We start from the raw sequence: 12171 nt of genomic DNA on the forward strand, positions 1-12171 counted from the left end.
CCCGCCCGCGACACTGATCTTGGGCTTTCTCAACAGATTCACGATGTGCTCCGCAGGGTGATCGGGGCGCCGGGTACCGCACGCGGACCAGGCACAGGCGGGGAGAACGGATCGACCGCGCCAGCCAGCGCGGAGGCGACAGCCGGCCCGTCCAAGACGGCGGCCTCCACGCCGAGCGCAGACAGGGCGCGCACGGCGGTGTCGGCCGCGTGCTCTCCGCTGACGACGGCGAGGACCTGGCGGCGCAGCGGATCGCGCTGGCTGTCGAGGTCGAGCAGGAACTCGGCGTAGTCGGCGGCGGCGGCCTGCAACGCCGGATGCGCCAGGCGCGGCGCGTGGTCGACCGTCGCCTGCGCGTAGACGGTCAGGTCGTGCCGCTGCGCAGCCACGACGATCTGCGCCGGCCCGGTCAGGCTGTTGAGGAACCGGCCAAACCCCTCCAACAACGCGCCCTGCTCACTCCCGGTGCGCAGGTGAATGTTCGTCGTGCCGCAGGCGATCAGGACCTTGCCGCTGCCCTCACTGGTCAGGACTCCCGTCGGACTGACCGCCGTGACCGGAGAGCGCAGCGGCGCCGGGAGGCTCGGCTTACCGGCCACGACCGCGACCGCGCTGACCCGAGCCCCACCCGGCGCGAGGGTGCGCGGCCTGCGGCCGAGCGCGAACCCGTATCGCAGCCACACGTCCAGCGGCAGGCCGTCACGGCGGCCGAGCGCCACCACGACCGCCACAGCGAACACGAAAGCCCCGGCGACGATCCAGGCCACCTGCGGCAGCAGATGCCCGAACGTGCGGTAGACCCCGAACCCGCCGAGGCCGGCACCGCCGACGATGCCCAGCTGTCGGAACGTCAGCCCGAACGCGATGCGGTCGGGCTCGTTGACGTTGGCCGGGACAACGGCACGCGGGACGCTGTCCTCGATCGTCATCGCCCACCTCGTAAGGCGGTCCGTCCGAACCCGCCGATCGGTAGACGGCGGGTGAGGCCCTGGATGACCACCGCCCGCAGCAGAACCGCGCCGATCTTCGGCGACCCCTTGCCCGTCGCGTAGCGGCCCATCATCCCGGGGATCTTGACCGTCATCCACAACACCACCGCGACCAGCAGCAGGTTCAACACGTCCGAACCCGGCAGGCCGATCAGGACCGGAATGCTCGCGTCCGGTTCGGTGAGCAGTTGGATGCCGGTGGAGAACGCAATGGCCTGCAGCACGGCCGTGCCGAGGCAGCCCAGCAGGCTGCGCCACCACAGTTCTGCGGTGGGTTGCGTCCAGGGCAGGCAATAGCAGGCCAGCGCGAGCGGGGCGAGCCCCGCCAGGATGACCAGCACCGCAACACGTACGACCCAACCGGTGACGAGGGCGAACATCAGTCCGACGATCAGCAGCCCGATGATCACGGCGAGGAGGGCGTTGGCCGGATCGGTGAGGGCGGCGGCCACGTGGGTGCGGGCCATCGTGACAGCTTGCGTGGTGGGAGCCGCGGTGCCGACCATGGCCACCGTCAACGCGTTGGCGACACCGATGAGCACGGCGCAGAGTGGGACCGCAAAGTTCGACAGGATGAACCCGACAACGAGGCGCGGCACGAGTTCCTTGACGCCGTATCGCATCTCGACCGAACTGCTGGTCATCGTCACGATGCCGGCGGTCACCAGCGCGAGGACGTAGCAGGCGTTGACGACCATCGCACTCTTCGCGGCGATGGTCTGCACCTGCGGCAAAACGGTGACGTCCGGCGACAGGAACAACGACGACGTCAGATAGGCCAGCAGCCCGCCGAGCAGGTCTTGTAGCCGCTCGGCGAGCCACTCCACCAGGCCATCCATCATCCAGTTGACCATGACGGATGTCCTCAGCCGCCGATGATGCCCTGCAGCACCTGCAGGATCACGGGGGAGAGGACCGCCAACGCGTAGCCGATCAACGCGGACTTGAGGTTGCCCTTCGCCTGCTCGACCTGGGCCGGGTCACCGCCGGCGGCCATGTACCGCAGGCCACCGATGACCAGGAACATCGTCGCGACCAACGCGATGATGCCCATGATCCAGGCGGTAATGGAGGAAATGACCTCGTTGATGGATTTTGGAGCCGCCAGTGGCTGCGGCGCGCCGGCAGCGAGGTCGGACAGAACTGACAGAGTTGTGTGCATTGCGACGCTCCACAAAAGATCCGCGGGCCGCCGCGGTGGGGACCAAGGCGAGGCTTCGACTGGGCCGGTGGGGGCGCTCCTCCCTTGCCTTGGGCGAAGGGTTGCGGTGTCAGTACGCCGCGCCAGCCGTGCCGGACCATTGCCTCGCCGGATGGGAGATCCCCACCGGGCGGGCATGCCGTGGATGACATGCACCGCCCAGGTCTCGGCTGTCAGGCCGATCGAACTCGCCTGGCGCCTGTCACGACCTGACAAGACCGGTCAGCGACTCACGCAGTCCGAACCAGGGAGGTTGGCGCGGACCGAAACGCCAAGAGGCCGTCCCGGGCGTTCGCACGAGACGGCCTTGTGCCGAGACCGGCAAGGGATCGGCGTGCGGCCCAAAAACGAGCCAGGAGAGTGCTCGGCGCGAAACTGGGCAGCAGGTAGCCATTCCTTCAGAGAGCAGCTTATTGACGTCCGAGGGATCTGACGGTCAGCGCGGGTGGGTGACCCCGCGTGTCAGATGCCCGGTGCGCGGCTGACCGCTTAACTCTCGGATCTGCCGAGGTGAGTGCGTCAATGGTCGACGGCGCGGCAGAGGAAGCGCTCACCCACCTCGGCGATGTCCTCGGCGGTCCACTCGAGCGCGGGCGCGGCGACGGTGACCTCGGTCATCGCGATACCCGGTACGGCTGTTTCCTGCCAGCCGGCGACAAACCACAGCTTCTCCTCCTCGGCGAGTGCCAGCGCAGCGTCGTTCAGTGCCTGCGCCGGGTGGGGCAGCCAGAGACGGAATCGATGGGTATGCGGAGGTTCTGGATACACCCGCGCGCCGGGAAGCGCCGCGAGTGCCGCAGCGACTGTCCGCGCGTGCCGTACGTATTCGGGGATGCGGGGCAACTCCCTGTTCAGACCGGCGAGTGCGCTCAGGGCGGCTGGCCACTGCTGGAAGACCTCGCCGCCGTAGCGGTGCCGCCAGACGCGGGCGTAGGAGGCGAGCTCGGTGGTGCCCGCGAGCGCCGCACCGCTGATGCCGCCGATCGTCTTATAGAACGACACGTAGGTGCTGTCGGCGAGGTTCGCGATCTCGCTGAGGGTATGCGCCAGGTGTGCGGTGGATTCCCAAATCCGAGCGCCGTCGAAATGGACGCGTGCACCGATGGCGCGCGCTGCGGCGGATACGGCGGCGAGTTCGTCCCAGGAGGGAAGGACGAAGCCGGCGTCGCGCAGTGGGAGTTCGATGACGACGGTGCTCACGGGCTCGCCGAGCGCGGTGATCTCGTCGGCAGTCGGGTTGCGGGGCGCGGTTGTCGGCCAGGTACTGCTCAGGCCACTGAGGTGGGCATAGGCATGGCGTTGGTGTACCTCTAGGTGCCCGAGCGGGTGGACAGCGACCGTCGGGTTCCCTGTGCGGTCAGCGCCATGGCGCAGCGCGACCTGCTGGGCCATCGTGCCGGTGGGGAAGAATACGGCCGCTTCGGTTCCCAGTAGGTCTGCCACGCGTTCTTCTAGCGTGGTCACCGGACCGTCGCCGTAATAGTCGGGCCAATTATCGAGATCACCGCCCGCGTCCATGTCTGCGAGCCGCTCCCTCATGGTGGTGGGCGGGCCGCCGGAAAGAATCCGGTCGCAGACTCGTAGCGCGGCAAGCCGACGCTGCCTCGTGTTGTGCGACATCGGCGGATCGTTGCATGCCAGCCAAGAGCGGGCCAACTGGATTCGGAGGCAGGTCGGCATCCTATGCACGCCTCTCGTATGGCACGTGGGATGCAGGCCGCGGCGTTTGGAGGAGCGAGCCGGGACCCGCATCGGCGAGGAGCTAACCCTGAACCTGGTGCACCTGTCGCGCACTCGATTGCCGCCGACCGCGCCCGCCGGTCGTTGAAGGGCCCGTCACTGGCTGTAGCCGAAGGTAGCCGGCTTGGGCGTCCCATCATGCCGATGTGCGGACGTCGTACGGTCGAGCGGCGGGAGCCGCACCTTTCGCGCCGCGACCGAGTTCACGTTGCATCGTCCGCACGAGGGCGTGCTCGACCTCGTGATTGCGCCCGCGGCAGGTCTTGCCGGCATGTCGCGTTGAGATTCCCTGCAGTAATCAGCAACGCGACCGTTCAGGATGCGCGGCAAAGCGCCTGAAGTTGCGGATTCGTATCGGCAACTGCCGCAGGCACAGCGCCGACAGGATGCCCCACCAGCCGACTACTTCGTCCCTGACGGTGGCGCCGTTGTCCACGATGTGCACGTAGGCGAGCGGGCGGCCGCTGCGAAGTTCATCGGCCGCGGCCAGCAGACGCTGGGCGAGCCGTTCGATGCCGTCGGCCCGCTAGGGCAGCCCGAGGGCCTGTTGGTTCGGCACATGGCATGACTCGTGAGGGAGTTGATCAATTGTCATCCTTGCCATGTTGATTAACTGGTGTTCTAGTCTATAAGAACAATCTGTCCTCGCCTGGGGACGGACGGAGAGGACGCATGACGTGATCAACTTCCATATCGACCGGTCCAGCAGCGTCCCCGCATATGCGCAGCTGGTCAGGCAGGTGCGCGAGGGGCTGCGGATGGAACTGCTGCATCCCGGGGACCAACTGCCCACCGTGCGCAGCGTTGTGACCTCGTGCACGGTCAACCCGAGCACGGTGCTGAAGGCCTACCGGGAGCTGGAGCTGTCCGGCCTGGTGGAGGCGCGGCAGGGGGCGGGCACCTTCGTCAGCGGAACGCTCGGCCACACGGATCCCCATGTCATGGCCCGCTTGCGCACCGGCCTGGCCCGGTGGCTCGGCCAGGCCCGCGAGGCGGGTCTGGAGGACGAGGACGTTCAGGCGCTGCTCGCCTCGGTGATCGTCGAGAACTCGCTGCGCAGGACGCAGGCCGGCAGCGACCAGCCGCAGGGGAGACCGGCGCCGGGCGCTGCGTTCCAGCAGAAGGAAGGCGCCGCATGAGCGACCAGGCCATCGTCGTCGAGGCACGGGACCTGAGCAAGCGCTACGGCAACGTGTGGGCGCTGCGGGAGTGCAGTTTCCAGCTGCCCGCCAACCGCATCATCGCGCTCGTCGGCGCCAACGGCGCGGGCAAGTCGACGCTGATGAGCATCATCAGTGGCATGCTGGCGCCCACCTCCGGCTCGCTGCTGGTCCACGGCCGACCGGTGGTGAAGGGCAGGTCCACGAACGGGGGTGGGCCGGCCGGGAGCCGGGTCGCGATCCTGGCCCAGGACAAGCCGCTGTACCGGGACTTCAGCGTCACGGACATGCTCCGCTTCGGAAGGTCCACGAACCGCGTGTGGGACCAGCGGCGGGCGCTGTCCTGGCTGGAGCGCTTCGACATCCCGCTGGACCGCCGCTGCGGCAAGCTCTCCGGCGGGCAGCGGGCGCAGGTCGCGCTCGCAGTCGCCCTCGGCTCCCGCCCGGCGGTGCTGCTGCTGGACGAGCCCCTGGCAAACCTCGACCCGGTGGCTCGCACCGAGGTGACCGGCGAGCTGATGGCCGAGGCCGCCGACAGCGACATGACCGTGATGCTGTCGACCCACATCATCGCCGAGCTCAGCAGTGTCGGCGACCACCTGCTGCTGCTCGACGCGGGCCGTCCCGTGCTGACCGGCGACGTCGAGGAGCTGCTCGACAGCCACCTGCGGCTCACCGGACCGCGCGCGGACCTGCCGCCGGGCCCGGGCACGATCGTCCAGGCGCAGCACACCGACCGGCAGTCGACGTTCGTCGTCCGGCTGTCCAACGGGCCGGCCGTGCACGCCGTCGTCGCGCCCGGCTGGACCGCCCAACCCATCACCCTGGACGAGCTGATCCTGACCTACCTCAAGGCGTCGGCCAAGACACACCGGGACCTGGAGGCAGCAGCATGACCCCGATCACCCGACCACGGCTCGCCGCGCACCACGAGGACGACACCGAGTCCACCGCCACGCCGGGCGCGGGCTTCTCCGGTCTAATCTGGCTGACCTGGCGCCAGCACCGCTGGACCCTCCTCGGCACGCTCGTCCTGGCCGCCGTGCTGGTGGGCTGGATGACCTACCTGTCCACCGAGCTAACGGACCTGTATCACCAGTGCCACGACATGAGGTGCCCGGAACAATCCCCCCAGAGCGACAGACTCGCCGGGACCTCCAGCCTGGTCCGGACCTACTCCTACCTGTCGCGACTGGTGCAGTACATGCCGATGCTGATCGGCGTGTTCATCGGCGTCCCGGTGCTGTCCAGGGAGCACGAGCAGCGAACCCTGCTGCTGGCCTGGAGCCAGGACGTCTCCCCGGCGCGCTGGCTGTGGACCAAGCTGAGCCTCCTCGGGCTGTTCGTGGCAGCCGTGACCGCGGCCGTCGCCGTCACCAGCGACCACCTGGAACACGCGTTGGCCAACGTCTCGATCGGAAGCATGTTCCAGCACGAGACGTTCCTGAACACCGGGATGCTCCCGCTCGCGATCAGCATCTGCTGGTTCGCGGTCGGCGTCGCGCTCGGCGCCGCCATCAGACGCACCCTCCCCGCTGTGTTCGGCGTCATCGCCGGCTTCATCGGCCTGATGCTGTTCGTCCAGCTCCGGTACCCCACCCTCATGAAGCCGCTGTCCGCCTGGCGGCAGATCGGCGCGCCGGACGACGGCCTGCTGGACGACAACGCCATGGTCGTCAAGGGCGGCCTCATCACCAACTACGGCATCAACTACGAAGGCGACGAGCTGACGGGCGTATACGACGCCTCCCACCGCCAGCTCACCAGTACCGAGCTGACCCGCCTGTGCCCGCCCACCGACGCCCCGCCGGATCTCTCCTGCTTCGCCGACAACCATCTCCAGCAGTTCCTGCAGTATCAGCCGGGCAGCAGGATCCCCGACTTCCACCTGATCATCGGCGCCGGCTACCTGGGCCTCGCCGCGGTAGCCCTCGCCGCCGTCTGGCTGATCGTGCGCCGCACCAACCTCAGCGCGGGCTGACCCCCGGCCCGGCCGCTGGGGGTGTCGCACTCGGCGATGATTGCGCCGTGCCGCACGACGAGATACGGGCGGAGATCCGGAAGAGGGTGGCGGCCGGTACGCCGGCCGACCACCCCGCCACACGAGCCGCCGCCGGGACCGCCTCTCAGTCCAACGTGGATGACGCAGCGCGGGACGTGAACCAACCCTGCGTGCCCTGCCGAGATTCGAGGAGCAGATCGGGCCGGTACGGGCCTAACTTCCGCGCCCGCGGCACATATCGCCGAATGGCTGGCTTCGGGAAGATGGGACGTCGTAACGAGGCTGTTCGTGATCATCACCGTATCCGGTTGAAGCCGCATGGCCCACCCACGCACTCATCTGGCGCTCACCGCAAGCCAAGATCGGGTGCGCGCTCATGCCGCAGAGCGGGCGGGTTACGGGACATCGCGTACAGGTCCGACCTGCTGGACCTGATCGTGGTCACGGCATCAGGTGGACGCGGATCCGTCTGGCCGTGACCGCCGCATCCTCCAGGATGGCCAGACGGGGCTCGGCGGATTCGAGCAGGTGTGGGTGACGCAGTAGCGCCAGTGGCGACAGACGCCGGTCTGTCAGCACCGCGTCGATCATCGACCGGTCGCCGCCACAGACCAGGGCACTGACTGCATCGTGAGGGTCGGCGATAACACCGGGCGCGTGGGGCAGCATGATCCGCGCGGCGATGTCGGCAGCCCGCTGAGTAGCAGCCTGGGCCTGGTTGGCGCGGCGACGTGCGTAGCGTTGCTGCGAGGAACCGCCGGCCGCGGTGCGACCCTGCACGTAGAAGCGCTCGACCTTCGAGACGGTGATGGTCGTACCGTCCGCGACGCCGGCGGCAACCGCGCCCTTACGGGCCAGCAGCACGGCGATCCGGGGCGGTCGGATGATGCGGGCCAGCAGCGTGTCGACATCCTGCGCGTCGGTAAGCCCCGGCGGCGGATACAGCGTGGCGGTATCACCGTTGCTCACGCCGGTCAACACGAGGCCCTGCTCGGTGGCGCCGTCGTGGCGGCTGTAGAAGCCGTCGAGCCAACCACGAATCCGCTCCGGTGAGATCTCCACCCACCGCCCGCCACCCGCGGCGGGTCGCGCCTTCACCACGTGAACACCACCTATCGGGAACGGCCGGCCTGCACCCACCATGCTCACATGAAGCGGGTCGCGCCATCGAACACAGCCCAGCTGATGCCCGGTTCTGCCGAGATGAGTGCACATCAGCACTTGTCGGCGGCTCGATCCTGATCTTCCTGAAGTGGCACAGGAGCACCGCAACTGACAACTCAAACAGTGCTTGTCACGAACAATGGTCGTACCCACGACAGGGCGATTGCGTAGTCGGGTAGCAGCGCCCTGATCAGGGCGTCTGTGGGGCGAGCGGCCTTTGTAGAGGCGAGAGAAGCCGGGGGGACCGGTGACCGAGGGTGAACAGCGCAGGCTTTTGCACGCCTTGACCGCAGTCCCCGACCCGCGCGACCCGCGTGGGGTGCGCTATCCGCTGTCCGGGCTGTTGACGGCCGCAGCGACGCTTTCCAGGTCGACATCGACCGGCGCCGTCACACTGCGGCCCGGTTCCGGGACTGACGTACACCTCTCACAGTGAAGGTCGGGGCCGTCGAGCGAGAGGTAGCGCGGTGAGGGGCGGCGCCAGCTGGTCAACGCAGTACGAGCAGATCGAGAGCGTCGACCACCGGGCCCGTCTCGGTCTCCGCAGCCTTGCGCAGGCGGACGACGCCCGCCGCGTACGCCTCGTCACTGATCATTTGCAACGGCGTGTGTGCCTCACGTCGCAGGCTCGCGGCAGCTTTCCGCAGGGACGGGGCGGTCAGCTGCGGAACCTGCTCGAAGCCCGCGGTGGTGAAACCAGCGACCGCGAACGCAGCTTCGACATCTGCCACGCTGGGATAGCTGTTGAGGACCGCAATGGCCTCCGGGAAGTACCGGAACAGCGTGATCGCCTCGTGCCGACCGGCGAACGCAGAACGGATCAGGACGGGCGCTCCCGGCCTCACCACACGACGCACCTCGCGGGCAGCGGCAGCCAGATCGGGACCGTGGTGGATGACTGTGGACAACCAGACCGCGTCGACGCTCGAGTCGTCCAACGGGATCTCCTCGGCGCTGCCGGCGAGGACGGGCCGATGCACCGCACGCTCCCGCATCGCCGCGGACGGCTCCACCGCGACCACCTCGGCGTCGGACCACCAGGACCGGAACGCCCGCGACCAGCTTCCGGTGCCGCAACCGAGGTCGAGCAGCCGCAAGCCCGGGCGCGGGCCGAGGTACCGGGTGATCGCGTCCCGCCAGGTACCGAGCGCGACGTCGGGCAGGTGACGGGTCGCCTCGAACGCGGCGGCGTCCGCACTGTCGTACGCGATGAGAGCCATGGGACGACCAAACCCGGCACGGCACGCGACAGCAAGAGCAAAGTGCATCTATTCACATCGGTCGGTGGCAAAGGGATTGTGACGAATCATGCACTATCGCGGACTGCGAGCCCCTCCGCGATCTGCCTAAGGTCACGCCCATGACGTTCGACAGCGCCCACGCATTCCTGCGCGACCACGGCGCGGAGTCCATCGAGCACCCGGGCGGAACGCTCTACGCCCACCTGTGCCGGGTCGAGCAACGGCTCGCCGCGCTCGGAACCGCCACGTACGTCCGGCTCGCCGGTCTGACTCACGCCACATACGGCACCGACGGCTTCGACCGGGCGCTGATCGACCGGGCCGACCGGGCCTCGTTGCGCGCTGTCGTTGGCGACGAGGCCGAGAACCTGGTGTACCTGTACGGCGCCTGCGACCGCGACCGCACGTGGCCAGACCTGGCGGCAAGCGCCACCGTGCACGACCGCTTCACCGGCCACGCAACGGTCCTCGCCGCCGATCAGATCGTCCCGTTCGTGGACCTGAGCATCGTCAACGAACTCGACGTCATCGAACGGAACCCGGCGATGCTCGACAAACACGGCGATTATTTCCACGACCTCTTCACCCGATGGGCGCCGGCCACCTCCCCGGCAATCGCCGGCGATGTCCGTCGGACCATGGCAATGACCGAACGGCGCTAAGGCAATCCCACAGCCCTCGACAGCAACCCCACTTCCTGCTCGGCACGCAGAAAGTCGGTCTGCACGCAGACTCTTCTGCCGCCGACAGCGCGTGCAAGACGACCGGATCTGCCGACGTGAGCGCGTTCTACTGACAGCGTTCGAAACTCGCCGCGATGACGTCCGCAGCCTCACGAGCGGGCGTCGAGTACGCCAGGAGCGCCTGAGCCGTGATCACCAAGACTCGGTCCGCGCTGTACGGGATCGTCCAATGGCCCTGCCACCACGGCTCTTCGTTGTGCTGATAGCTCAACTCAATCACCCTGGAGCCGTTGGCCGCCGGAACTTCGGCAAGAAGTTCGGCGGGACCTGTCGAGGACCGGTGCCGGCCGTTCGTCACACGGACGACGCAGCCCTTCCAGCCACGAGGAGCAACGATGAAGTACGCGATGCTGATCTTCGGCGACGACCGCGAGTGGACCGCGCTGTCCCCGGCCGACGAGCAGGACGTGATGAAGCAGGTCTACGAGTGGTTCGAGCGGTGGCAGCCGACCGGCAAGATCGTCGACGGCGGCGCCGAGCTACAGCCCCGGGACACGGCAAAGACAGTGCGCGCCGGCGTGAGCGGCCAGGCGGTGATCACCGACGGGCCGTACCTGGAACTCAAGGAGGTCATCGGCGCGATCGTCATGCTGGAGTGCGACGACATTGACGAAGCCGCGCGGATCGCCGCCACCTGGCCACTCGCCGCCGGGATGAGCGCGCTGGAGGTCCGTCCGGTGATGAGCCGCGAATAGCGGTGACGCTGGGCGCCGGTCTCACAGCCGGCGCCTTAGCTCACCCACCCGACGCGACATCAGCTCCCGTTCGGCCGGGTTCGTCGCCAGCTCCAGAGCCCGCTCCGCCGCCGTCAGCGCCTCGGCCGGACGGTCGAGCGTGGCCAGCAGGTCGGCCCGGGCGGCGTGCCACAGGTGGTAACCGGCAAGCCGCTCCCCGAGCGCGTCGACCTCATCCAGCGCCGGGGCCGGGCCCACCGCGAACCGCGTGGCCACTGCCCGGTTCAGCAGCACTACCGGCGACGGGTCCAACGCGCACAGCCGGTCATACAGCGCCCGCACGTCGGCCCAGTTGGTGGCCTCGTACGAGGCGGCCAAGGCGTGTAGCGCGGCGATGCCGGCCTGCAGCTGGTACGGCCCGGTCCGACCCTGGCGCACCGCCGCCCGCAGCCGCAGCGCCGCCCATTCGATCGCCGCCTTGTCCCACAGCCGCCGGTCCTGCTGTTCGAGCAGCACGATGCGGCCCCACGAGTCAAACCGCGCGGCGGCGCGGGCGTGGTGCAGCTCCAGCAACGCGGCCAGGCCGGCGGCCTCCGGCTCACGGGGCAGCAGCGCGGCGAGTTGGCACGCCAGCTCGACCCCCTCGCGGGCCAGCTCGCGCCGCTGGGCGGACCGACCACTGGACAGATACCCCTCGTTGAACACTAGGTAGATCACCGCGAGCACGGCCGGTAGCCGGTCGACGTACTCATGCGGCGGTGGCACCTCGAACCGGATGCCGCGCTCCCGCAGCTGCCGCTTGGCCCGGGAAAGCCGCTGCGCCATCGTCGGCAGCGGCACCAGGAACGCGGCGGCGATCTCGGCCGTGCTCAGACCGCTGGCGGCGTACAGCGTCAGCGCGACCCGGGCCGGCTCGGCGAGGTCTGGGTGGCAGCACGCGAAAACCATGGTCAGCCGATCGTCCACGCCCGGTTCCGGCGGCGGTTCCGCAGCCACCTGTGCCACCTTCTTGCGGCCGACGGCGTCTCGGCGCAGCCGGTCCAGCGCCTTGCGCCAGCCCGTGGTGACCAGCCAGCCCGTGGGGCTCTCCGGCACACCCTCGTCGGGCCAGCGCTTGAGCGCCTCGGCCAGCGCGTCCGACAGCGCCTCTTCGGCCCAGTCGAAGTCGCCGAGCCGCCGGCTGAGCGCGCCGAGCATGCCGGCCGCGTCCGTCCGCCAGATCCGGTCCAACAGTTCTGCCATGTCGTCCACCGCACC

The 12171-nt window shown here is 68.8% G+C and carries 13 protein-coding genes; 5 read left to right on the plus strand and 8 right to left on the minus strand.

Annotated features, from left to right (window positions below):
- Nucleotides 1-38: 38 nt before the first annotated feature.
- The 5 genes from ABZV00_RS33045 to ABZV00_RS33065 form a co-directional block, all read right to left on the minus strand.
- On the minus strand, nucleotides 39-929 hold the full coding sequence (locus ABZV00_RS33045) for a PrgI family protein (RefSeq protein ID WP_355613508.1): 891 nt from the start codon (nucleotides 927-929) through the stop codon (nucleotides 39-41).
- Complete coding sequence (locus ABZV00_RS33050) at nucleotides 926-1843, minus strand: hypothetical protein (protein ID WP_355613510.1); 918 nt, start codon at nucleotides 1841-1843, stop codon at nucleotides 926-928. The genes ABZV00_RS33045 and ABZV00_RS33050 overlap by 4 nt, the downstream gene beginning before the upstream one ends.
- An 11-nt stretch (nucleotides 1844-1854) precedes the next feature.
- Nucleotides 1855-2151, minus strand: a complete 297-nt coding sequence (locus ABZV00_RS33055; protein ID WP_355613512.1) for a pilin — start codon at nucleotides 2149-2151, stop codon at nucleotides 1855-1857.
- 558 nt (nucleotides 2152-2709) lie between these two features.
- Nucleotides 2710-3810: a beta-eliminating lyase-related protein gene (locus ABZV00_RS33060; protein ID WP_355613514.1), complete on the minus strand. Its 1101-nt coding sequence runs from the start codon at nucleotides 3808-3810 to the stop codon at nucleotides 2710-2712.
- A gap of 418 nt (nucleotides 3811-4228) precedes the next feature.
- The gene (locus tag ABZV00_RS33065; protein WP_355613516.1) at nucleotides 4229-4375 is read right to left on the minus strand and encodes a hypothetical protein; all 147 of its coding nucleotides are present in this window, start codon (nucleotides 4373-4375) and stop codon (nucleotides 4229-4231) included.
- 232 nt (nucleotides 4376-4607) lie between these two features.
- On the opposite strand from ABZV00_RS33065, the gene ABZV00_RS33070 reads away from it, so the two are divergent.
- From ABZV00_RS33070 to ABZV00_RS33080, 3 genes are read left to right on the plus strand one after another with little or no spacing between them, the layout of a single operon-like run.
- Nucleotides 4608-5069: a GntR family transcriptional regulator gene (locus ABZV00_RS33070; protein ID WP_355613518.1), complete on the plus strand. Its 462-nt coding sequence runs from the start codon at nucleotides 4608-4610 to the stop codon at nucleotides 5067-5069.
- Nucleotides 5066-5986 (plus strand): ABC transporter ATP-binding protein, encoded by a 921-nt coding sequence (locus tag ABZV00_RS33075; RefSeq protein ID WP_355613520.1) that lies wholly within the window; start codon nucleotides 5066-5068, stop codon nucleotides 5984-5986. Before ABZV00_RS33070 ends, ABZV00_RS33075 begins: the two co-directional genes overlap by 4 nt.
- Nucleotides 5983-7071, plus strand: coding sequence for an ABC transporter permease (locus tag ABZV00_RS33080; protein ID WP_355613522.1), 1089 nt, complete (start codon nucleotides 5983-5985; stop codon nucleotides 7069-7071). The genes ABZV00_RS33075 and ABZV00_RS33080 overlap by 4 nt, the downstream gene beginning before the upstream one ends.
- Nucleotides 7072-7533: 462 nt before the next feature.
- Here the strand turns inward: ABZV00_RS33080 and ABZV00_RS33085 are convergent, their stop codons facing one another.
- Nucleotides 7534-8193, minus strand: a complete 660-nt coding sequence (locus tag ABZV00_RS33085) for an acVLRF1 family peptidyl-tRNA hydrolase (protein ID WP_355613524.1) — start codon at nucleotides 8191-8193, stop codon at nucleotides 7534-7536.
- 551 nt (nucleotides 8194-8744) lie between these two features.
- Entirely contained in the window at nucleotides 8745-9476 is a 732-nt protein-coding gene (locus ABZV00_RS33090) for a methyltransferase domain-containing protein (RefSeq protein WP_355613526.1), read from the minus strand.
- A 140-nt stretch (nucleotides 9477-9616) separates the two neighbouring features.
- Between ABZV00_RS33090 and ABZV00_RS33095 the strand changes: the two genes are divergently transcribed.
- Together ABZV00_RS33095 and ABZV00_RS33100 are read left to right on the plus strand one after the other, a co-directional pair.
- Entirely contained in the window at nucleotides 9617-10159 is a 543-nt protein-coding gene (locus ABZV00_RS33095) for a DUF6817 domain-containing protein (RefSeq protein ID WP_355613528.1), read from the plus strand.
- Nucleotides 10160-10575: 416 nt separating this feature from the next.
- Nucleotides 10576-10935 carry a YciI family protein gene (locus ABZV00_RS33100; RefSeq protein ID WP_355613530.1) on the plus strand — a complete coding sequence of 120 codons (360 nt, stop codon included), beginning with the start codon at nucleotides 10576-10578 and terminating at the stop codon, nucleotides 10933-10935.
- 21 nt (nucleotides 10936-10956) lie between these two features.
- On the opposite strand, the gene ABZV00_RS33105 is transcribed toward ABZV00_RS33100, so the two are convergent.
- Nucleotides 10957-12156, minus strand: coding sequence for a DUF6596 domain-containing protein (locus ABZV00_RS33105; protein WP_355613561.1), 1200 nt, complete (start codon nucleotides 12154-12156; stop codon nucleotides 10957-10959).
- Nucleotides 12157-12171 lie beyond the last annotated feature (15 nt).

Source organism: Micromonospora sp. NPDC005173 (assembly GCF_040608515.1).
Classification (GTDB): Bacteria; Actinomycetota; Actinomycetes; order Mycobacteriales; family Micromonosporaceae; genus Micromonospora.

What these genes read in the sequence shown, in the direction of transcription:
- ABZV00_RS33045 (WP_355613508.1), bottom strand. Translation starts at nt 929, where the DNA reads ATGACGATCGAGGACAGCGTCCCGCGTGCCGTTGTCCCGGCCAACGTC.
- ABZV00_RS33050 (WP_355613510.1), bottom strand. Translation starts at nt 1,843, where the DNA reads ATGGTCAACTGGATGATGGATGGCCTGGTGGAGTGGCTCGCCGAGCGG.
- ABZV00_RS33055 (WP_355613512.1), bottom strand. Translation starts at nt 2,151, where the DNA reads ATGCACACAACTCTGTCAGTTCTGTCCGACCTCGCTGCCGGCGCGCCG.
- ABZV00_RS33060 (WP_355613514.1), bottom strand. Translation starts at nt 3,810, where the DNA reads ATGTCGCACAACACGAGGCAGCGTCGGCTTGCCGCGCTACGAGTCTGC.
- ABZV00_RS33075 (WP_355613520.1), top strand. Translation starts at nt 5,066, where the DNA reads ATGAGCGACCAGGCCATCGTCGTCGAGGCACGGGACCTGAGCAAGCGC.
- ABZV00_RS33080 (WP_355613522.1), top strand. Translation starts at nt 5,983, where the DNA reads ATGACCCCGATCACCCGACCACGGCTCGCCGCGCACCACGAGGACGAC.
- ABZV00_RS33090 (WP_355613526.1), bottom strand. Translation starts at nt 9,476, where the DNA reads ATGGCTCTCATCGCGTACGACAGTGCGGACGCCGCCGCGTTCGAGGCG.
- ABZV00_RS33095 (WP_355613528.1), top strand. Translation starts at nt 9,617, where the DNA reads ATGACGTTCGACAGCGCCCACGCATTCCTGCGCGACCACGGCGCGGAG.
- ABZV00_RS33100 (WP_355613530.1), top strand. Translation starts at nt 10,576, where the DNA reads ATGAAGTACGCGATGCTGATCTTCGGCGACGACCGCGAGTGGACCGCG.
- ABZV00_RS33105 (WP_355613561.1), bottom strand. Translation starts at nt 12,156, where the DNA reads ATGGCAGAACTGTTGGACCGGATCTGGCGGACGGACGCGGCCGGCATG.